The following is a 19414-nucleotide window of genomic DNA, read 5'->3' as shown; positions in this document are numbered from 1 at the left end:
GGCCGCGAGGATGGTTCGGAAAATCCGGGTGAGCGGTCAGGGCGTGGCAAGCGCCTGGAGGAACTCGCCGAAACCGCCGCGCGCACGGTAATCGCGCCGGGCGCTGGTGGTGACGCAGGTCTGGTGCGTCCAGACGATGCGCGCGCCGCTGCGCTCCAGGTCGCGCACCAGGTGCACGTCCTCGTCGCTGGGCAACGGGCGGAAGCCGCCAGCGCGCCGGTAGGCCCGCGCGCAGACGCCCAGGTTGGCGCCGTGGATGTGCCGGTGGTCCTCGCGGCTCTGGTAATGCGCCTCGTAGCGACGGCGTACCTGCGGCGCATGGGCCGACCAATCGCCCACCTGCACCGTGCCGCACACCGCCTCGGCCTCGAAGGCCAGCTGGCGCACCAGCCATTCATGGTTCACCTGGCTGTCGGCGTCGGTGCAGGCCAGCCAGCGGGCGCCGCGCTGCAGCAGCCATTCGGCGCCGGCGCGGCGAGCCTGGCCGACATTGCGCGCGCTGACCTGCAGCACCTCCACGCCGGCGGCGCGGGCCACGGCTTCGCTGGCATCGCTGCAGGCGTCGAGCACCACCAGGATGCACACCGCCTCGCCGTTCAGGCCTGGATGGCGGGCGGCATCGCGCAGCGAACGCAGGCAGTCCCCCAGGACCTTTTCTTCATTGTGTGCGGGTACCAGCACGCCGATCATCCAGCCTCCTCGTCGAACCACAGCTCCAGGCGGAAATCCCGCTCCAGGTGGCGCACCGCCGGGCGCTTGCCCAGGGCGTCGGCCAGTTCCTCATGCACCGCGTCGCCGGCCCGCGCGCAGCCGTCGATGGGGTGGCGCCAGTGGCAGGCGAGCAGCACACCGCCCTCGCACAGGCTCTCGCGGGCCTGCTCGGCGGTGCGCTGCCAGGCCTTCGGGGCGAGGTAGTAACCCACTTCGCCGAGCACGATCAGGTCGAAGCGCGCCCTCGGCCAGTCCTCGGGCAGGCTGTGCTGCTCCACGCGCACGTTCTCCAGGGCGGCCAGCCGCTCGCGGGCCAGGGCCACGGCGGCGGCGCTGTAGTCGCTGCACAGCAGCCAGTCCACGCGCTGGGCCAGCACGGCGCTGGTTTCGCCATTGGCACAGGCGGGCTCGTAGCCATGGCGGAACGAGGGACGGGGCAGGCTGGCGAGGATCAGTTCGCGCTTGCGCTGCTCGTACCAGCGGGTGCGGAACGACCACGGGTCGGGGTCGCCTTCGTACAGTTCATCGAAATAGCTGGCCGGCAGCCCGTGGGAGGGATTCATGTGAAGTACACCTCGAAGGGTTGCGCCAGGGTTTCCAGCAGATGCTCGCCGAGCACCGGGTCAGGGCCCTCCAGCTGGCTGGCGTGGGCCTGGATGGCCTCGCGCTTGCGTTGCGCCGCCGCTGGCGTCAGGTCCAGGCGCTTCGCCCGTTCCCAGGGCAGCCGGGGATCGCCCGGCACGGCCCAGTGCCAGGCCCAGACCGGCGCTTCGATATGCCGGGCGCCGCACTGCGCGGCCACCTCGGCGCAGGCGAGGGCGGTGGCCTGGTGGTCGCAATGGCCGTCGCCGCGCCAGGTGCTGATCAGCCGGTCACCGGGGCGGACCAGCGCGCGCAGGCGTTCGGCCAGGGCGGTGGCGTCCACCCCGGCATCGGGCAGGTGCAGGCGCTGCCAGTCCCAGCGCGGCAGGTTCAGGCCGAGGCGGGCGAGGGCGGTGCGGCTTTCCACGGCGCGGGTGGTGCGCAGGCGTTGTGGCGTCCAGTGCGGCGAGCCGGGGTGGCTGCCTTCGCCATCGGTGACCGACACCAGCACGCCCGGCCTGCCTTCGGCGGCGAGGAGGGCGAGCAGACCGCCACAGGCCAGTACTTCATCGTCGGGGTGGGGCGCGACCACCACCAGGCGCTCGCCGGGCGGCAGCAGGTCTTCCGGGCGCAGGCGCGGCAGCCGCTGCAGGTGCGACGCGGCGCGCCATACCGCTGCCGGGGTGCCGGAGGAATCGGCAATCAGGTTGACGGGTTGGTTCACAGCGCCCAGGCCTCTTCATGGCCCGCCTTCAGGTGCAAGCCGAGGTGCGCCAGGTCGCGCTCGCCGTGGCTCTGCCGCAGGAATACCGGGAGGTCGGCGGCCAGCCGGGCGAAGCGGCGGTCGCGGCAGAAGGGCGTGGCGCCCAGGGCGCGGCCGACGTGCCACTGCACCGCCTCCACCGCGCCTTCCACTTGCGCCCGCACGCGCCGGGCGGCCAGCTCCGAGGGCGCGGCGGGATGCACGTCGATCCACCCGGCGCATTCGCGCAGCGCTCCGGCCGCGCCGGCCAGCGCGGCGTCCACCGCGCCGAGGTGGGCCATGGCATGCGGGTCGTCGCTATGGCCGTAGCGCAGGTAGCTGGCCAGGCGGCTGGCCGCGCCATACCAGCAGGCGGCGATGCCGGCGCCGCCATGCCAGAAGCCGGGGCGTTGCAGGTATTCCTCCGGGCCGCCGACGCAGCGCGCCAGGGCGTTGTCGAAGTCCACCGTCACGCTGTGGGTCGCGGCCATGCCCACGGCGTTCCAGCCGCCCGAGCCGACGCTCACCCCCGGCTGGGCGAGGGTCACCGCCACCAGTTGCGAGCGCTGCTGCTCATCCTTCACCGTGACCAGGGCGTGCTCCACCACGGCGGCGCCGGAGCACCAGGCCTTGCTGCCGCTGATGCGCACCTGGCCGTCCTCGCGGGTGTCGATCCGCACGCTCACCCCCGGCGGCTCGGCGGCCCATACCGCCCAGGTGCCGGGCAGCGCGTCGCTGTCCAGTTCAGCGAGGATCGCCAGCGCATCGGTATGCCCCTCGTAGAGCTTGAGCAGCGACAGGTCGGCGCCGGCCACCGTGGCCAGCGCCTGCCAGCGGCGCAGGGTGTCGCCGCCGCCGGGCAGCGGCAGGCGGTCCAGCCCGTCATCGCGGAGCTGTCGCAGGGCGGCGCCGAGGAACGGCCCCTGATGGGCGTGCTCCAGCGGCAATTCGAAGTCGCGCAGAAGGTCGCGCAGGGCGAGCAGACGATCCTGAGTCATGGTGATCCCCGAGGCAGGTTCCTTACTCATCCGGACTGCGAGTCCCGCGCTTGGGTTCAGACGAAATTCACCATCGCGCCTTCGGGTTGAACGTCCAAACGCCGCGCCACTCCTACGGATAAGTCCTCCCGGAAGCACGCCGATGAATACCCATGTCACCCGGCTAGCCGCGCCGCGCGAGATTTCCGCGCAGCGCACCGTCACCTGGCACCTGACGCTGTTCATCCTGCTCCTGATCGGCGCGATGGGGGTGAGCGGTGCGGTGATGGCGCATATCGCCTCGCTGCAGGACCAGCTCGCCCGCGAGCAGACGCGCTTCTACGTCGGCAAGGCGCTGCAGAACCGCATCGCCACGTCCGAGTCGCTGCTCAAGAGCAACGCCTTCTGGAACGACGCCTACCGCCACCTCAGCCCGCCGCTGAACTTCGCCTGGGCCTTCGACGACGACAACATCGGCCCGCAGCTGTACACCGCCAACGGCTACGAACTGGTGTGCGTGCTGAACCAGGGCGGGGAGGAGTACGTGCTGGTGGAAGGCAAGCCATCGCGCAGCCACTGCACCAGCCTGATGCCGGCCAACCTCGACGAGCTGCGCGACGACGCCAGTGCCGCCGCCCGGCGCGACAAGGCGGTGAGTCGCTACGTCAGCCTCGCCGGGGGGCCGGCGATTGCCAGCGCAGCGCTGGTCAAGCCGGTGCGCGACGGCGGAGCGCTGGACGGCCCGCTGATGATCCTGGTGGACCGCCTGACGCCCACCAAGCTGCAGAAGCTGGCGCGGGACTTCGGCGTGGACGGCCTGCAGGTCCTGTCCGACGACCGGCGGCCCAACCTGGGCAATGCCGTGGCCCTGGGCAGTTCCGGCTACGAGCTCAGCTGGCACACGCCCACGCCCGGCAGCGACATGCTCCGGCGCCTCGCCGGGGCCTGGGCCGCGGTGGGGGTGCTGGTGGTGATCTTCCTGGTCTGGCTGATCCGCGCCGCCCTGGCCAACGCCCGTGTGGTGGATCACTACCAACGCAGCCTGAAGGACAGCAACCAGGCGCTGGAAACCAGCGAGCAGCGCTTCAAGGCCATCGCCGAGGCTAGCTCGGACTGGATCTGGGAAACCGACGAGAGCTTCCGCCTGAGCTACCTGTCCGCACGCTTCGAGATCCTTACCGGCTACCGCATCGCCGAGTGGGTGGGACGGCGCATCGACGACCTGATCACCTGCGACACCACCAGCCTGATCGCCTGGCTGGAGAAGATCCCCCCTGAAGGCCATTCCAGCACCCTGACCTGCGGCTTCCGCGATGCCCACGGCTTGCGGCGCATCTGCAAGTTCACCGCCTCCGGGGCCGGCGGGCGCGGCTACCGCGGCACCAGTGCGGACATCACCCACGAGGTCGAGGCCCACGCGCGCATCCAGCACCTGTCGCTGCACGACGCCCTGACCGGCCTGCCGAACCGCAGCAAGCTCGCCAGCTTCATGGACGACCTGCTGGGCAGCGGCCGCGAGCAGCAGATGGCGGTGCTGATGCTCGACCTGGACCGCTTCAAGCCGATCAACGACACGCTCGGCCACCCGGCCGGGGATGCCGTGCTGCAAATGGTTGCCGAGCGCCTGCGCGAATCGATCCGCGGCGAGGACCTGGTGGCGCGCCTGGGCGGCGACGAGTTCGTCATCGTCGACAGCCAGTCCCACGGCCGCGAGGACGCCGAGGCCTTCTGCCGGCGCCTGGTGGCCCTCATCAACCAGCCCATCGACTACAACGGCCACCTGCTGCACGTCGGCACCAGCATTGGCGTCGTGCTCTCCGGCGATGCCCGGGGCGATGCGCAGAACCTGCTGCGTTGCGCCGACGTCGCCATGTACGAAGCCAAGACCGCCGGGCGTAACGCGTGGCGCTTCTATTCCGAGAGCATGGATGTGCAGCTGCGGGCCAAGAAGCGCAGCGAAATCGAACTGCGCCAGGCCCTGCGCGAGGGGCAACTGGAGCTGTACTACCAGCCGCGCTACCGGGTCGGCGACCTCGCCATCGTCTCCGCCGAGGCGCTGCTGCGCTGGAACCATCCGCAGCGAGGGCTGGTGGGGCCGGACGAGTTCATCCGGCTGGCCGAGGAGAGCGACCTGATCGTCGAGATCGGCGCCTGGGTGCTGCGCGAAGCCTGCCGCGAGGCGGCCGGCTGGCCAGAGGCGATGCTGGTGTCGGTGAACATCTCGCCCAGCCAGTTCGCCCACGCCGATATCGTCGGCCAGGTACAGCAGGCGCTGGTGGAGTCGGGCCTGGCGGCTGAGCGTCTGGAGCTGGAGGTTACCGAGAACAGCATGCTCGGCGACGTCGAAGGCGCCTTGCAGACCATGCAGGCGCTCAAGGAGCTGGGCGTGAAGCTGAACATGGACGACTTCGGCACCGGTTATTCATCCCTGGGCTACCTGCGTTCCTACCCGTTCGACAGCATCAAGATCGACCGCCGCTTCATCGCCACCCTCGACACCACCGGCCGCGACCGCTCCATCGTCCAGGCCATCATCGGCCTGGGCAAGGCGCTGAACCTGGCGGTCACCGCCGAGGGCGTGGAGACCGAAGGCCAGCTGCGCATCCTCGAGGACGAGCAGTGCGGCGAGGTGCAGGGCTTCCTCTTCAGCCAGGCGGTGGACCGCGCCGCGCTGGCCCGCCTGCTCGCGGATCACAGCCCGAAGGGGTAGGTCTGGTCCTCGCCCGGCGCGCTGTGGCGGTCCAGCGGGGTGATGGCGCGGGTGCGGGCAAACCACAGGAAGGCGTCGAACTGGCTGCCCAGCAGCGCCGGGAAGTAATGGCTCTGGCGTTCGCTTTCGGGGCGGTAGACCACCCCGATGGCGCGCTCCAGCAGCGGCTCCTCCAACGTCTGACGCAAGGCCTCGCGGTGGCGCCAGTCCACCAGGCACGCCGGTATGCCGGTTTCCAGGAACTGGTGCTCCCAGCTGTCCGCGCGGGCCGGGCGCACCGGCTTGAGCTGCATCTCGCCGTCCCAGTGATCGGCCGCCGCCACCATGCCGCTGTCGGTGCCCATGCCCAGCAGCACCGCGGCGTCGCCCCAGTGCGTGCGGCACAGCTGGCCGAGGTTGAACTGGCCGTTCCAGCCCATCTCGGTGGCCGAGGCGTCGCCGATGTGCGAGTTGTGCGCCCAGACCACCGCCCGCGCCTGCGGGCCGCGCCGACGCAGCACCTGGCGCAGGGTGTCGAACATGTGGTTGTCGCGCAGGTTCCAGGAGGCCGAGCCGCCGCGGTACATGGCGCGGTAGTAGTGCTCGGCGGCGCGCACCACCCGCGCGTTCTGCGCGGCGTCGAAGGAGTCCTCGTGCGGGTCGAGGGCTTCCAGCCGCGCCATCAGCAGTTCGTTGAGCTGAGTGATCACCGCTTCCTCGCAGGGCGATTCGTCGCCTTCGAGCACGGCGCGGCCGTAGCTGACCGGGTTGTCCTGCCAGGGCGTCAGGCAGGCGTAGCGCCGCCGCGCGTCGGCGGCCTGCTGCGGGTCGTGCTGGTCGAGGTAGCGCAGCACCTGGTTGATCGAGCCGCGCAGGCTGTAGATGTCCAGCCCGCGAAACTCCACGCGGCGGTCCGCCGACAGGCCGGCGTTGTGTTCGCGCAGCCAGGCGAGGAAGGACTTCACCTCGCGGTTGCGCCACATCCACGACGGGAAGCGGGTGAACGGCGGCTCGCTGGCCGGTTGCGCCTTGCCGCGCAACTGCCGGTCCACCAGCGCCGCGTCCGGCCAGTCGCCTTCGATGGCGACGATCTCGAAGCCATGGTGCTCCACCAGCAGCCGGGTGATGGCCGCGCGCGCCTGGTAGAACTCCGCCGTGCCGTGGCTGGCTTCGCCCAGCAGCACCACGCGGGCATCGGCCAGCCGCGCGAAGGGGGCGGCGAACTCCGCTGTGCCGGGGTCGGCCAGAGGTTCGGCGTAGCGGCGCAGGACGGCCTTGATGGCGGAAGCGGACGTCGGCGTGGCGGTGACGGGCATGGCGCGGCTCCTTCTGTTCGTCGTCTGGCGTGCGTCTTCTGAAGGTTTCGTCCGCCCGGACGCGGCGGAGTTCAGCCCAAGCGTCCGGGCGCACCGTCGGGGAATTGTTCTGAACGCCACTGCCGTACACCGGTCGGTGCAACAGGGGCGCATGGCCCGCAGACGCATCTCGACAGGAGGAAAACATGTCCCAGACCGTCGCCGATCAATTGCTCGAACGCCTTTCGCAGTGGGGCGTGCAACGCGTCTTCGGTTACCCCGGCGATGGCATCAACGGGATCATGGGCGCCTTCGGCCGCCGCGCCGAGGACTTCGACTACATCCGCGTGCGCCACGAGGAGATGGCCGCCTTCATGGCCGGCGCCCATGCCAAGTTCACCGGCGAGGTGGGTGTGTGCCTCGCCACCTCCGGCCCCGGCGCCATCCACCTGCTCAACGGCCTGTACGACGCGCGCATGGACCACCAGCCGGTGGTCGCCATCGTCGGCCAGCAGGCGGTGACCTCGCTGGGCAGCGACTACCAGCAGGAGGTCGACCTGCACACCCTGTTCCGCGACGTGAGCAACTACGTGGAGACCGTCGCCCACCCCGGCCAGTTGCTGCACGTGATCGACCGGGCGTTGCGCGTGGCCTTCAGCGAACGCCAGGTGGCCACGGTGATCATCCCCAACGACGTGCAGCAGATGCCGGCGCAGAAGCCGCCGCACAAGCACGGCCACGTGTATTCAGGCGTGGGCTTCAGCGCGCCGCGTCCGTATGCCCGCGAGGACGACCTGGTGGCCGCGGCGGAGATTCTCAACGCCGGGCGCAAGGTGGCGATCCTCGTCGGCGCCGGTGCGCTGGGCGCCCATGCCGAGGTGGAGGCGGTGGCAGAGGCGCTGTCCGCCGGGGTCGCCAAGGCGCTGCTGGGCAAGATGGCGATCAGCGATGAGCTGCCCTACGTGACCGGCTCCATCGGCCTGCTCGGCACCCGCGCCAGCGCCGAGCTGATGGAACGCTGCGATACGCTGCTGATGGTCGGCACGACCTTCCCCTACAGCGAGTTCCTGCCCAGGCCGGGGCAGGCGAAAGCCGTGCAGATCGACCTGCACGCGCGCAACGTCAGCATGCGCTACCCCATCGACCAGGTGCTCCTGGGCGACGCCGGGGAAACCCTGCGGCGCCTGTTGCCGCTGCTCAAGCCCAAGCGCCACGGCACCTGGCGCATCCGCATCGAGAAGGCGGTGGAGGACAGCTGGCAGGAACTGGAAGCCCAGGCGATGCAGGGCGCCGAACCGATCAACCCGCAGCGGGTGTTCTGGGAGCTGTCCGCGCAGTTGCCTGACGATGTGATCCTCGCCGGCGACAGCGGCTCGCACACCAACTGGTACGCCCGCGACCTGCGCGTGCGGCAGGGCATGCTCGGCTCGCTGTCGGGCAAGCTGGCCAGCATGGGCAGCGGCGTGCCCTACGCGCTGGCGGCTAAGCTTGCGCACCCGCAGCGCCCGGTGATCGCACTGGTGGGCGATGGCGCCATGCAGATGAACGGCAACGCCGAGCTGGTCAGCGTGCAGCAGTACTACCGGCGCTGGCGGGACAACCCGACCTTCATCGTGCTGGTACTCAACAACGGCGACCTCAATCAGGTGACCTGGGAGCAGCGCGCCCTGGCCGGCGACCCCGAATTCGCCGCGGCGCAGGAAGTGATCGATTTCCCCTACGCGCGATACGCCGAGCTGCTGGGGTTTCGCGGCATCCGCGTGACCGATGCGGCGCGCCTGCCATCCGCCTGGCAGGAGGCGTTCGAGAGCGACCGTCCGGTGGTGCTGGAGGTTCTCACCGATCCGAACGTGCCACCGCTGCCGCCACACATCAGCTTCGAGCAGGCGCGCAACCTGCTGGGCGCCTTGCCCGGCGACCCCCATCGCTGGGGCGTGCTGCGCCAGAGCGCGCGGCAACTGCTGGCGCGTCGATGACCCACCCCAAGGAGAAGACACCATGAACAAGACCCGACTCACCCGTCCTTTCGCCGCCGTGCTGCTCGCGTGGCTGTCCCTCGGCCTGATCCCAGCCCAGGCTGCCGATGCCCCACAGGTGCCCACCAACGAAAAATCCCACGGCCAGAGCCCCGGCCAGGCGCCTACGCCGCCGGCGTCGCAGCAGAAACAGAAGGATGAGGGCCGCACCGACGACAACAGCCAGGTGCAGTCCCAGGACAGCAAGGACAAGCAGAAGAGCAAGACCCACGACGACACCCAGCACAAGGGCACGACGCCCGAGTCCTATTGAGCGCAGGCTCCGAACGTCGGGCAAAAAGAAGGCCCCGTCGGAAGGGGCCAGGGGAAAGACTTGGAGCCCCTCCAGACTAACAGGCTGAGGCCGGGTGCCAAGCAACTTGTCGGCATAGGCCGTTGCGGTTGGGGGAATATGCAATGGCATAGTAGAGCGCTCGCCCCTCGCTGTTCGCCAGAAGCATCTGGCATCCGTTGAAGTCGGGGCCTCCCGCTGCCTAACCCTGGCTGCGCGCCCTGCTCCGAAGGAAGAGGGGGCTGAGCGGCGTCAAGCGAAACACCTTGCTGGCCCGCGGCACGGATTGCTCCCTCTCCCTTCAGGGAGAGGGCGGGGGAGAGGGGGCGCAGCGCGGATATGTCAGGGAGCCCTGTCCGTCCAGGCCTTCTTGCCAACGCCAAACCGCCGGTTGGATTCCGCGAGCAAGGTCCGTTCCTACAATGACCCCCGGCGCTCGGGTTTGCCCTCTCCCTAACCCTCTCCCTGAAGGGAGAGGGAACCGTTCGGAGTAGGAGTAAAGGGTATCAACTCAGCTCGCCGGACGCCGTTGTAACGCCAGCATTGAAGCTCGCTCTGATAGCTCCCTTCGCGGCACGGATAGCTCCCTCTCCCTTCGGAGCGGGGCGCGCAGTCAGGGCGGGGGGGAGGGGCGACGCAACGCAGGTCTTTCAGGGAACGCTAACCACAAGGCCTTCGTGCCAACGCCAAATCGCCGGTTGGATTTCGCGGACAAGGTCCGCTCCTACGAAGGAAAAAGACGACCCATCGGCACGGCAACGGAGACCCTGCGGTTTTCTGAACTCCGCCCCCAGCGGATGCCTCTATCGGATAGGCACCTCGATTGCGGAGAACCCACCATGACCGCCACCCGAACCCCGTCCGCCGTCCCGGCCGGCCAGCCGACTCGCCGGCCGTCCACCCCGGCCACGCCGCCGCGCCATGTCACCATCACTGTTCCTGAGCGCCTCGGCCATGTCCCGCCAGCCGAGTAAGGCCGAGGGCGCCGGGACGCCGAAGGAACGCAGGCCGGAGAAGGGGCAGAAGCCCGAGAAGCAACACAAGGCCGACGCGGGGTTCTCGCGCTTCGCCCAGACGCTCTCGCAATGGAGCGGCCGGCCGCTGACCTTCGCCCTGGCCTGCGTGCTGCTGGTGGGCTGGGCGCTGAGTGGGCCGTTCTTTCATTTCAACGACACCTGGCAGCTGGTGATCAACACCTCGACCACCATCATCACCTTCCTCATGGTGTTCCTCATCCAGAGCACGCAGAACCGCGATACCGATGCGCTGCACATCAAGATCGACGAACTGCTGCGCACCACGCGCCACGCCCATAGCGTGCTGATGTGCCTGGATGACATGGGCAGCGAAGAGCTGCAGAAGCTGCGCAAGACCTACGAGGAAATGGGCCGAGGCGCCGAAGGCTCGCCGCAGAAAGTGGCCGAGGGTGAAGAAGCGCGCCAGGAGCGCCATGACGGCAGCGACGATTGAGTCGTCGCGCTCAGGCAATCTGCATGGCCTGGCGCGGGCAATCGGGCATTCTGCCGCTGTCTGTCATCCGCCTGTTGCCCTAGAACCCTTGTGCCGCAGGCGTTTGCGGCTGAGCGCCAAGGCGGCGTGGAACTTGCTGTACTCCCGTCCTCGACATGGGAGATGTGCAACATGCAGACGTTCAGCAACAAGATGGTGTTGGTCCTCGAAGAGACCCCCGAACAGCTCCAGCGCCTGGAGAACCACCTGCTCGACCAAGGCCACGCGGTGCTCAGCGCCCTCAGCGAAGAGGAGGCCATCGAGCACCTGGTGTCGTCGTCGGTGATCGACCTGTTCCTCATCGACGAACAGCTCACCGGCCCGCTGACCGGCGCCGCGCTGATCGAAGCCTGCCTGCCGCTGCGCCCGCGCATGCGCGTGCTGGTGATGTCGCCCTGGGCGGAAAAAGGCGAGGAGGGCGCGCCCTACCCGGTGTTGCCCAAGTCGGTGGACCTGGACGAGCTGGAAGGCGCCATCCAGCGCACCTTGCGCAATCCGCCGGTGCAGCCGTGGTTGCTTAACTGAGCGGATTTTGGGAGAGCGTTCGCGAGCAAGCTCGCTCCTACAGGGACGGCGGGTACCGAGTTGATTCGCAGGGCGCATGACGCGCCAGCGTCATCCGCCACAGGCATCGGCGGGTAACCCGTTCCGGTTATGCGCCCACGGTTATGAGCGGATTTTGGGCAGGGTTCGCGAGCAAGCTCGCTCCTACAAGGACGGCGGGGCGCCGCGAGGCTTCGGCGCATAACCGGGTTATGCGCCCTGCGGCGGCGTAGGAGCGGACCTTGTCCGCGAATTCCAACCGGCAACACGGTGTCGACAGGCAGTCCCCGCCACAGAGTCTGCCGCCACCCTGACATCCAGGAGAATCGCCATGCACGCCTACCTGATTCGTTACCGCCGCGACGGCCAGCCCATGAGCACGGTGCTGCTGCAGGAGAGTCTGAGCCGCGAGCAGGCGCAGAAGTTCGTCCAGGCGTTGCATGGCCCGCTGGGGCGCGATTCGCGGGCGCAGATCCAGGTCAGCGAGGTGCTCTGCACCCAGTGACGCGGGACCGTTCGTCGTGATGATGGTGTGCCGGCGCCGCGCGGGGACTCAGCAGAAGAAACCCCGCCCGCCAGAACAGGAGTCCGCCATGGCCCGGCACATCATTCACTTCACCGGCCCGATCAATTCGTCCACCTGCGGCAACCTCATCGGCACCTGCACCAAGGCGCTGCAGCAGGGCGCCAGCCACCTGCAGCTGAACATCGCCACCATGGGCGGCGACTGCGCCTATGGCTTCACCCTGTACAACTACCTGCTGGCCCTGCCGATCCCGGTGGACACCCACAACCTCGGCACCGTCGAGTCCATGGGCAACATCCTCTTCCTCGCCGGCGCCCGCCGCACGGCCTGCCCGCTGAGCAAGTTCCTGTTCCACCCGTTCCACTGGACGCTGCACGGCTCGGTGGACCACACGCGCATGGTGGAGTACGCCGCCAGCCTGCAGCATGACCTGGCGCTGTACGAGGACATCGTCCGCCAGCGCACCCTCGATGCGCCACAGCGGCTGGACGTGCGCCACGCCCTGACCGCCGAAGCGCACATCGTCGAACCGCGACAGGCGCTGGCCTTCGGGCTGATCCACGCCATCGACGACGTACCGATTCCGCTCGACGGCTGCCAGTGGAGCGTGCACTCCTGAGTCGCCGCGGCGGAAACATCGAACGATCACCCAATCGACCTTTCCACCGAACGACACCCACGACACAGGAGGACCTGTCATGAGAGATCACGCCCGAAGCGACCGTTCCGCCGAACGCAGCTCGATGGCCGTGCGCGAGATCATGAGCCGCGAAGTGCGCACCATCAGCCCGGACACCACCCTGCAGGAAGCGGCGCTGCTGATGCGCCAGGTGGACGTCGGCGCCTTGCTGGTGAACGACAACGACCACCTCAGCGGCATCCTCACCGACCGCGACCTGGTGGTGCGCGCCCTGGCCGACGGGCTGGACCTGCGCACGCCGGTCAGCGAGGTGATGAGCGAGGACGTCTGCTACTGCTTCGACGACGAGTCCGTGGACCATGTGGCGAAGAACATGGCGCAGATCGAGAAACGCCGCCTGGCGGTGGTCAACCGCGAAAAACGCCTGGTGGGCATCGTCTCCCTCGCCAACGTGGCGAGCTGCAATGCCGACAAGGTGAGCGCCAACCTGCTGCGCGGGGTGGCGCGGGCGCATTGACGGCACTTCAGCCCCTTTCCGCGACGGGAGAGGGGCTGGCCCGATGCAGCAAGGTGCCGGAGCCGGAAGCGCGACCGTTGGTCAGGGTGATTAAATTGGCAAACGGCGCAAACGCGGGCAGCGGGTGGCGCAAGCGCTTAATACGGAGTGACTTTTGCGTCGGGCGCGGCCGGCAGGCTGTAAGCGATGGCCATCGGCCACGGTTCCATTTTGGCGGCAAGGCTTCAGGATGATCAGGTCAACGCAGGAGCAAGCCATGAACCCGCCCAGCTGAAAATCCGTCGCGGAACTGCTGCATCGAAGCTATCCGCTGTTCGATTTCACCTGTGACCGCCAGGACGACGGCTGTTATCTCATCAGTCTGCAGAGCCGCTACACCTCCACACCGCCGACCACCGTGATCGGCATCCATGGCCATGAGCTGCGTACCGACCGACAGGTGAAGGACCTGGGCCTGGAACTCATCTGCGGGCTGATGTAAGCCCCTCACACCACGCGCTTGCGCAGCCGCGCGATCAGCTTCTGCCGCTGCTCGGCGTCCGCCTCCCAGACCTTGCCGTCCAGGGCATGGCAGATCAGCCAGATTTCCTCGTTATTGAGCATCACCGCGCCGCCGCCGGCCTCGGCCCTCCGCTTGCGGTAGGCGGCCTGCTTCTGGGCATTGGTCATCGCGCCTTCCTTGCGCGGACGGCCCTTGCGCGGGGCTTCGAAGGCGTCGCGGGTGGCTCTGTCCTTGGCGTCTTTCATGGCACTCCCCTGGATTGGCTGGTAACGCGTTACGACTATTCATGGCATATTCTGGTAACGCGTTACGCGAGCATAGCCGGTCCCATCGTCCGCGCCAACGACGCCTTCGGGCAACTGTTTCGAACTCCTCCGCCCGGCGTGGTTTCCACTCTGGTGTCGGCAGTGCTTCCCGCGCTGCCCTGGCCGGCGTCGCCCGACGCCCGAATGGAGAAATTCCCATGAGTGCACAATTGCAAGGCAAGAACGTCCTGATCATCACCGCCAACGCCGGCATCGAGCGCGACGAGTTGCTCAAGCCGTTGCAGGCGCTGCAGGAGCAGGGCGCCACCGTCACCTACGCCACCGTCAAGGGCGGCCAGGCGCAGACCTGGGTGCAGGACAGCGAGAAGGACGTGACGGTGGACTCCGATACGAAGATCCAGGGCCTGGATGCCAGCGACTACGACCTGCTGGTGATTCCCGGTGGCACGGTGAACGCCGACACCCTGCGCCAGGATGGCGACGCGCAGCAATTGGTGAAGGCGTTCCGCGAGGCCGGCAAGCCGGTGGCCGCGATCTGCCACGGACCCTGGTTGCTGATCGACGCCGGCGTGGCCGACGGCAAGTCGCTGACCTCCTACGCCAGCGTGCGCACCGACCTGGTCAACGCCGGCGCGGACTGGGTGGATGCGCAGGTGCAGGTGTGCCCGGCGCAGGGCTGGACGCTGATCACCTCGCGCACCCCGGACGACCTGCCGGCCTTCAACGAGGCGCTGGTCAAGGCGCTCCAAGCCGCCTGAGAGCGGGTCAGTGAGGGAGGTCGAGCCCGGCGCCGGAATCGGTGAGCGCCAGGGCCCGACGCAGCGTCAGCGCGAGTGAGGCCACCGCGCTGACGCTGGCCCAGTGTTCGGGCTGGATCCGCGCGGCGCACAGCAGAAGCTCCCCGGTGTGGCTGTTGACCAGGCGCACCGACAGCGTGGTGTCGCCCTCCAGCCGGCATTCACACTGCAGGTGGGCGAAACACGCCTCCAGTACGTCCTTTGCCAGCATGAACTCCTGCATGATTGCCCCCTTGTTTGTCGGCGTTGGTGGATGGGCAGGTGTGCGTGGAAACCTTCTAGGCAGCAAAGCGCAGGCCAGGACGGTGCCGCCCGCGAAGGGCCATTGCACCGTCGCCGGCCGCGGGAATCTGCAAGATGAGCGCGGCGTTGCATTGCATCCTGCATGCGAGCCGGGATACAGGCGCAACGGTCAGCTGAAATCCACCAGGTACTGCGACAGCGTGCGCGCGCAGGCGCTGATGCCGTCCGCCAGCACCATCTCGTAGCCGTGGGTGTTTTCCGTGGGAATCGCCAGGCAGCCGCTTTGCGGGCAGACGCCGCTGGCGAGCACGGCGCTGGCGTCGGAGGCGAAATCCAGCAGCAGGGCGAATTGCGGCTGGTAGCCGCAGCGCACGCCGGCGCGGTTGAGTTGCTCGGCCACCGCGCGGGTGTAATAGGCCTTCTGGTCGCCGGTGCTGATGATCGGGTCGACGCTCAGTTGCGTGGCGTACTCGGGCATCACCGGAGCCACCTCGACGGCGATGGTCACCTCGCCGGGCAGCGCGCGCGCGGCGTACATCGCTCCGGAGTTGGATTCTTCCTCCATGGTGGTGAAGACGAAGTAGACGTTCGCGTCCAGTTCCTCGCGGCGCACGGCGGTCAGCGCCGCCGCCTCGATGCACGCGGCCAGTGGCGCGCGATCATCGAGAAAGTGCGCCGCAATGGCATCGCCCACCCGCCACGGCTGGCGCCAGTGGCGCGACAGCACCACGCGGGTGCCGGGGCGCACGCCGGCGGCCTTGAGGCGTTCCGCGCTGAGCCGGGTGACCACATGCACGTCCTGCCAGGTCACCGCGCCCGTCTGCACGTCCTTGCCCTGGGGCGACTCGCTGGTGATGTGCATCGAGCCGAAGGACAGCACGCCGGGCAAAGCCTGGCCTTCGGCGAGAATGTCCACCGGGCACACGCCGAAGTTCACCGGGTTGGCCCCGCCGAGCGCCACCACGCGCAGGGCGCCGTCGCTTTCCACGCGCTTGACGATCATGGCGATCTCGTCCAGGTGCGCCATGATCTTCACCGCCGGCCCCTGGGGCTTGCCCGCGTCCAGCAGGACGATGAGGTTGCCTGCCGCGTCGGTCCAGACGCGGTCGCAGGATTTGACCAGCTCCCGGTGGCAGACGGCCCGTACTTCGTCCTCCTGGCCACCGGGGCCGCGGGCGAGCAGCAGTTCGTCGAGCAGGCGGTTGCCGCTGCCGGTCTGGGTGGGCGGGGTCGATTCCATGGTGGGCGCTCCTGTGTGGGGTATGACTGGACGACCGGCCGCGGCCGCCGGTGGTTCCGCGGTTCAGCCAGGCGAGCCGGCGCCGGGCAATTTCCCGGAACCCGCTGCGGGCTGCGCCAGTCAGTGCTCAAGCACAGGCATGAATCGGAGGCTCCATGGGCGATCAGTCGTTGGCCAAGCGTTACCGCGTGCGCTTTGATCGGGACGGCCAGGCATTCGAGTTCGAGGTCGCCGACGATGCGATGAGCGAGGCCCGCGCGTGGTGCCACGTGGCGCGCTACCTGCACATCCCGATCAACGACCTGCAGGGTTTCCAGAAGCTCTACCACGCCATTCGTAGCAGCGTGGAGGCGCACAACGTCGAGGAGGTGTCCTTCGAGGCGGCCGACCCCGAGCGGTGAGCGCTACTTGGGGCGAGGGTCGCGCAGCCGCGCATCGGGGCGCGACAGGCTGTCCGCGCGCAGGTCGCGCACGGCGACCGCCAGCGCTCGCGCCACGTTGCGCAGTTCTTCCTGCAGGTCCTGGTCTGCGTCGAGTTCCCCGTGGCTGGTGGCGTAGGGCCGGTAGTAGCCGATGTAGCGCTCCAGGCGGGCCTTGTGCCCGGCATCCACCAGGCCCATCCAGTCCAGCCAGTCACAGAGCGCGTGGCGTACCGACTCGATGCCTGCCACGTCGCCGTGCACTACCACGCCGTAGGCGCGTCCCGCCAGGTGCTTGGGGTAGTCCCAGCCGTCCAGCTCCAGCTGCTTGGCGCGGGCGGCGTCCTTGCCGTGGGTGCTGGTCGGATCGGGATTGCCGCCGTCGGCGCAGACCAGGCGGTCGATCATCAGTTTCAGCGGGCTGGGCGACTGGTACCAGTACACCGGGGTGATCAGCAGCACGCCGTCGGCGGCGACCCAGCGCGGATACAGCGCATTCATCACGTCGCCCACCTGGTCCAGCGAGTGGTTCGGGTAGCAGCTGCATGGCCAGTGGCACAGCGGCATGGCGGTGGAGACGCAGGCCTTGCACGGGAAGATGCGCTGGCCGTACTCGGAGGTCAGCAAGCTGAGGTCGAGCAGGTCGACCTCGATGCCGGCAATCGCCAGTTCCACCTCGGCCAGCCTTGCCAGGCGCCAGCTCTTGGACAGCTCGCCGGGGCAACTGCCGTCGTTGCGCGCCGAGCCGGTGACCACCAGAGCGCGGCCGGGCCGGGTGCGCGACAGTCGTTGCCGCTCGGCGGCGCGTATCGCCTGGTGGGCCTCGAGCCAGTCCAGCGCCAGGTCGTAGTCCGGGTCGGCGTAGCCGGGGCCCGCCTTGCGCGTGAGCGGGGCCTTGCGACTGTCCTGGTAGGCCTCCCAGGCGATGGCCTCGATGCGTTCCAGGGCGGCATCCTCGGCGCGGAAGGCCGGGTCGGTGAAGCGCTCGCGAAAACGCCGGGAGAAGGTCTGGCGATCGATCTTTTCTGGCGCTTCGCCGTGGCGGGGACGAAGGTTCATGGCGCTTCCTCGGTTTCGCGGGCATGTGCTTGCGAGGCGTTTGCGCCGGCCGGGTTCCGCTGGATGGCACGAGCGGTTGCCGCCGAGCCAGCAAGCTGAACCTTGCACCGGGGCGCCAGTCCTCCGATCACAGCCCGCACGGAGGACCACCCATGAGCGAAACCCGCACCTTCACCGTCAACTACCGCCTGCACGACCAGCCCTACAGCATCGAGGTGAACAGCTTTTCCGGCTCGCTGACGCCGGACCAGGCGCGCTTCTACGTGCAGTCCCGGCATGCCGAGGCGAACCCGGCGGACATCACCGACATCGAGATCCAACGGCCCTGACGCGGCGCTGCCCGGCTGTGCCGGGCGCACGCATGGCCCGAACGAAGGAGAACCGACATGAACCCGCAAGACGAACCGCGCACGGGCACCGAGGGTGGCCGGCAGAACATCCCCGGCGAACTGCATCCGGAATGGGAACGCCAGGGCGGCGACCGCGCCGACCAGCCGCCGCAGGACGAACCGGGAGTCTCGCCCAGCGACCCGGACATCGCCGGCATCGGCGAGGAGAACCGCCCCGGCTGATACCACCAACGGCCCGGCCTTGCGCCGGGCCGTTGTCCTGCTAAGGCCGCAGGACCACCTTGCGGCAATCCTCCTGCTTGCGATTGAAGATGTCGTAGCCGTGCGCCGCCTGCTCCAGCGTCAGGCGGTGGGTGATGATCTCGTCCGGCCGCAGGCGACCCTCGCCGATGGCTTCCAGCAGCTCCGGCAGCAGCGGGTGGACGTGGGTCTGGCCCATCTTGAAGGTGAGCCCCTTGTCGAAGGCGTCGCCGAACAGGAAGCCGTGGATGAAGCCGGCGTAGACGCCCGGCACGCTGACCGTGCCGCCGCGCCGCACGGCGGCGATGCACTGGCGCAGCGCCTTGCCGCTGCTGGTCTCCACCTTGATGGCGGTGAGCACCGTCTCGGTGGTGCTGCCCTTGGCTTCGAACCCCACCGCATCGATCACCGCGTCGACGCCACGCTGGCCGGCGGTTTTGGAGATGATGGTGGCCGCGGGGTCGTCGTCCTGATCGAAGTTGATCGGGATGACGCCGTAGGTCTGCTCGGCGAAGTGCAGGCGGTAGGCGTGGTGATCGACCATGAAGATCTGCTCGGCGCCGAGCATCCGCGCGCAGGCCGCGGACATCAGCCCCACCGGTCCGGCGCCGTATATGGCCACGCTGCTGCCCGGCCCGACACCGGCGTTGAGTACCGCCTGGTAGCCCGTGGGCAGGATGTCGGTGAGGAACAGCACGCGTTCATCCTCCAGCGCGTCGGGCACCACGAAGGGGCCGGCATTGGCCTTGGGCACGCGCACGTACTCGGCCTGGCCGCCGGGTATGCCGCCGTACAGGTGGCTGTAGCCGAACAGCGCGGCGCCTGGGGGAATCTGCTTCTTGTTGAGGATCGCGCCGCGTCCGTCGTTGGTGGTCTCGCAGGCCGCGTGCAGGTTCATCTGGCAGAAGAAGCATTGCCCGCAGGCGACCACGAAGGGAATCACCACGCGGTCGCCGGGGCGGACGGCGGTGACGCCGCTGCCCACTTCCTCGACCACGCCCATGAACTCGTGGCCGAGGATATCGCCGCTTTCCACCTGCGGGATCTTGCCGCGGTACAGGTGCAGGTCGGAGCCGCAGATCGCGGTGGCGGTGACCTTGAGGATGATGTCGTCGGCCTCGTGGAGGACCGGGTCGGGAACGTTGTCGACGCTGACGTTGTGGCTACCGTGGTAGGTCAGTGCTCGCATGACAGTCTCCTGTCGCAGGGGCAGGCGCAAGGCGCGTGCCGGATGGGGCGCGGGTGCGCCGGGCGGTCGAC

At 68.7% G+C, this 19414-nt stretch carries 22 protein-coding genes; 12 read left to right on the top strand and 10 right to left on the bottom strand.

From position 1 onward, the window contains the following. Positions 1-36: 36 nt before the first annotated feature. From ACNFIA_RS19070 to ACNFIA_RS19055, 4 genes are read right to left on the bottom strand one after another with little or no spacing between them, the layout of a single operon-like run. Complete coding sequence (locus ACNFIA_RS19070) at positions 37-690, bottom strand: glycosyltransferase (protein WP_416787686.1); 654 nt, start codon at positions 688-690, stop codon at positions 37-39. Next, positions 687-1274 carry a methyltransferase gene (locus ACNFIA_RS19065; RefSeq protein ID WP_416787683.1) on the bottom strand — a complete coding sequence of 196 codons (588 nt, stop codon included), beginning with the start codon at positions 1272-1274 and terminating at the stop codon, positions 687-689. Before ACNFIA_RS19065 ends, ACNFIA_RS19070 begins: the two co-directional genes overlap by 4 nt. Beyond that, a complete protein-coding gene (locus tag ACNFIA_RS19060; RefSeq protein ID WP_416787680.1) occupies positions 1271-2017 on the bottom strand; it encodes a PIG-L deacetylase family protein in 747 nt (248 codons plus the stop codon). The genes ACNFIA_RS19065 and ACNFIA_RS19060 overlap by 4 nt, the downstream gene beginning before the upstream one ends. Further along, a complete protein-coding gene (locus ACNFIA_RS19055) occupies positions 2014-3039 on the bottom strand; it encodes an acyl-CoA dehydrogenase (protein WP_416788006.1) in 1026 nt (341 codons plus the stop codon). Before ACNFIA_RS19055 ends, ACNFIA_RS19060 begins: the two co-directional genes overlap by 4 nt. A gap of 136 nt (positions 3040-3175) precedes the next feature. Between ACNFIA_RS19055 and ACNFIA_RS19050 the strand changes: the two genes are divergently transcribed. Next, positions 3176-5722, top strand: coding sequence for an EAL domain-containing protein (locus ACNFIA_RS19050; protein ID WP_416787678.1), 2547 nt, complete (start codon positions 3176-3178; stop codon positions 5720-5722). On the opposite strand, the gene ACNFIA_RS19045 is transcribed toward ACNFIA_RS19050, so the two are convergent. After that, a complete protein-coding gene (locus tag ACNFIA_RS19045) occupies positions 5704-7017 on the bottom strand; it encodes an erythromycin esterase family protein (RefSeq protein WP_416787675.1) in 1314 nt (437 codons plus the stop codon). The two genes, ACNFIA_RS19050 and ACNFIA_RS19045, sit on opposite strands and share 19 nt — an antisense overlap. 185 nt (positions 7018-7202) lie before the next feature. Here ACNFIA_RS19045 and ACNFIA_RS19040 point away from each other — a divergent pair, with 185 nt between their 5' ends. The 7 genes from ACNFIA_RS19040 (at position 7203) to ACNFIA_RS19010 (ending at position 13038) form a co-directional block, all read left to right on the top strand. Continuing rightward, the gene (locus ACNFIA_RS19040; RefSeq protein ID WP_416787672.1) at positions 7203-8972 is read left to right on the top strand and encodes a thiamine pyrophosphate-requiring protein; all 1770 of its coding nucleotides are present in this window, start codon (positions 7203-7205) and stop codon (positions 8970-8972) included. 22 nt (positions 8973-8994) lie between these two features. Then, entirely contained in the window at positions 8995-9285 is a 291-nt protein-coding gene (locus ACNFIA_RS19035; RefSeq protein ID WP_416787670.1) for a hypothetical protein, read from the top strand. Positions 9286-10224: 939 nt separating this feature from the next. After that, the gene (locus ACNFIA_RS19030) at positions 10225-10773 is read left to right on the top strand and encodes a low affinity iron permease family protein (RefSeq protein WP_416787667.1); all 549 of its coding nucleotides are present in this window, start codon (positions 10225-10227) and stop codon (positions 10771-10773) included. Positions 10774-10944: 171 nt separating this feature from the next. After that, the gene (locus ACNFIA_RS19025) at positions 10945-11337 is read left to right on the top strand and encodes a response regulator (protein ID WP_416787665.1); all 393 of its coding nucleotides are present in this window, start codon (positions 10945-10947) and stop codon (positions 11335-11337) included. A 349-nt stretch (positions 11338-11686) separates the two neighbouring features. After that, entirely contained in the window at positions 11687-11860 is a 174-nt protein-coding gene (locus ACNFIA_RS19020) for a hypothetical protein (protein ID WP_259754871.1), read from the top strand. A gap of 88 nt (positions 11861-11948) precedes the next feature. Beyond that, positions 11949-12500, top strand: a complete 552-nt coding sequence (locus tag ACNFIA_RS19015; protein ID WP_416787663.1) for an ATP-dependent Clp protease proteolytic subunit — start codon at positions 11949-11951, stop codon at positions 12498-12500. Positions 12501-12624: 124 nt separating this feature from the next. After that, entirely contained in the window at positions 12625-13038 is a 414-nt protein-coding gene (locus ACNFIA_RS19010) for a CBS domain-containing protein (protein WP_259759650.1), read from the top strand. A gap of 486 nt (positions 13039-13524) precedes the next feature. On the opposite strand, the gene ACNFIA_RS19005 is transcribed toward ACNFIA_RS19010, so the two are convergent. Beyond that, complete coding sequence (locus ACNFIA_RS19005) at positions 13525-13785, bottom strand: hypothetical protein (protein ID WP_259754874.1); 261 nt, start codon at positions 13783-13785, stop codon at positions 13525-13527. A gap of 218 nt (positions 13786-14003) precedes the next feature. On the opposite strand from ACNFIA_RS19005, the gene ACNFIA_RS19000 reads away from it, so the two are divergent. Beyond that, entirely contained in the window at positions 14004-14564 is a 561-nt protein-coding gene (locus ACNFIA_RS19000; protein WP_259754875.1) for a type 1 glutamine amidotransferase domain-containing protein, read from the top strand. 7 nt (positions 14565-14571) lie between these two features. Here the strand turns inward: ACNFIA_RS19000 and ACNFIA_RS18995 are convergent, their stop codons facing one another. Beyond that, positions 14572-14826 (bottom strand): DUF1652 domain-containing protein, encoded by a 255-nt coding sequence (locus tag ACNFIA_RS18995; protein WP_259754877.1) that lies wholly within the window; start codon positions 14824-14826, stop codon positions 14572-14574. A gap of 189 nt (positions 14827-15015) precedes the next feature. Next, complete coding sequence (locus ACNFIA_RS18990; RefSeq protein WP_416787659.1) at positions 15016-16086, bottom strand: M42 family peptidase; 1071 nt, start codon at positions 16084-16086, stop codon at positions 15016-15018. 155 nt (positions 16087-16241) lie between these two features. On the opposite strand from ACNFIA_RS18990, the gene ACNFIA_RS18985 reads away from it, so the two are divergent. Beyond that, positions 16242-16487, top strand: coding sequence for a hypothetical protein (locus tag ACNFIA_RS18985; protein WP_259754879.1), 246 nt, complete (start codon positions 16242-16244; stop codon positions 16485-16487). 3 nt (positions 16488-16490) lie between these two features. On the opposite strand, the gene ACNFIA_RS18980 is transcribed toward ACNFIA_RS18985, so the two are convergent. Next, the gene (locus ACNFIA_RS18980; RefSeq protein WP_416787656.1) at positions 16491-17564 is read right to left on the bottom strand and encodes a flavodoxin family protein; all 1074 of its coding nucleotides are present in this window, start codon (positions 17562-17564) and stop codon (positions 16491-16493) included. Between the two features lie 152 nt (positions 17565-17716). Between ACNFIA_RS18980 and ACNFIA_RS18975 the strand changes: the two genes are divergently transcribed. Both ACNFIA_RS18975 and ACNFIA_RS18970 read left to right on the top strand, forming a co-directional pair. Then, a complete protein-coding gene (locus tag ACNFIA_RS18975; protein WP_259754881.1) occupies positions 17717-17893 on the top strand; it encodes a hypothetical protein in 177 nt (58 codons plus the stop codon). Positions 17894-17950: 57 nt separating this feature from the next. Next, complete coding sequence (locus tag ACNFIA_RS18970) at positions 17951-18136, top strand: hypothetical protein (RefSeq protein WP_416787653.1); 186 nt, start codon at positions 17951-17953, stop codon at positions 18134-18136. A gap of 40 nt (positions 18137-18176) precedes the next feature. Here the strand turns inward: ACNFIA_RS18970 and ACNFIA_RS18965 are convergent, their stop codons facing one another. Further along, positions 18177-19343: a zinc-dependent alcohol dehydrogenase gene (locus ACNFIA_RS18965; protein WP_259754883.1), complete on the bottom strand. Its 1167-nt coding sequence runs from the start codon at positions 19341-19343 to the stop codon at positions 18177-18179. Between the last annotated feature and the right edge of the window lie 71 nt (positions 19344-19414).

This window comes from Pseudomonas sp. NY15437 (assembly GCF_048068435.1).
GTDB lineage: Bacteria > Pseudomonadota > Gammaproteobacteria > Pseudomonadales > Pseudomonadaceae > Pseudomonas > Pseudomonas nitroreducens_B.
The sequence above is the reverse complement of the archived record's forward strand: the minus strand, read 5'-3'. Positions and strand labels throughout refer to the sequence as shown.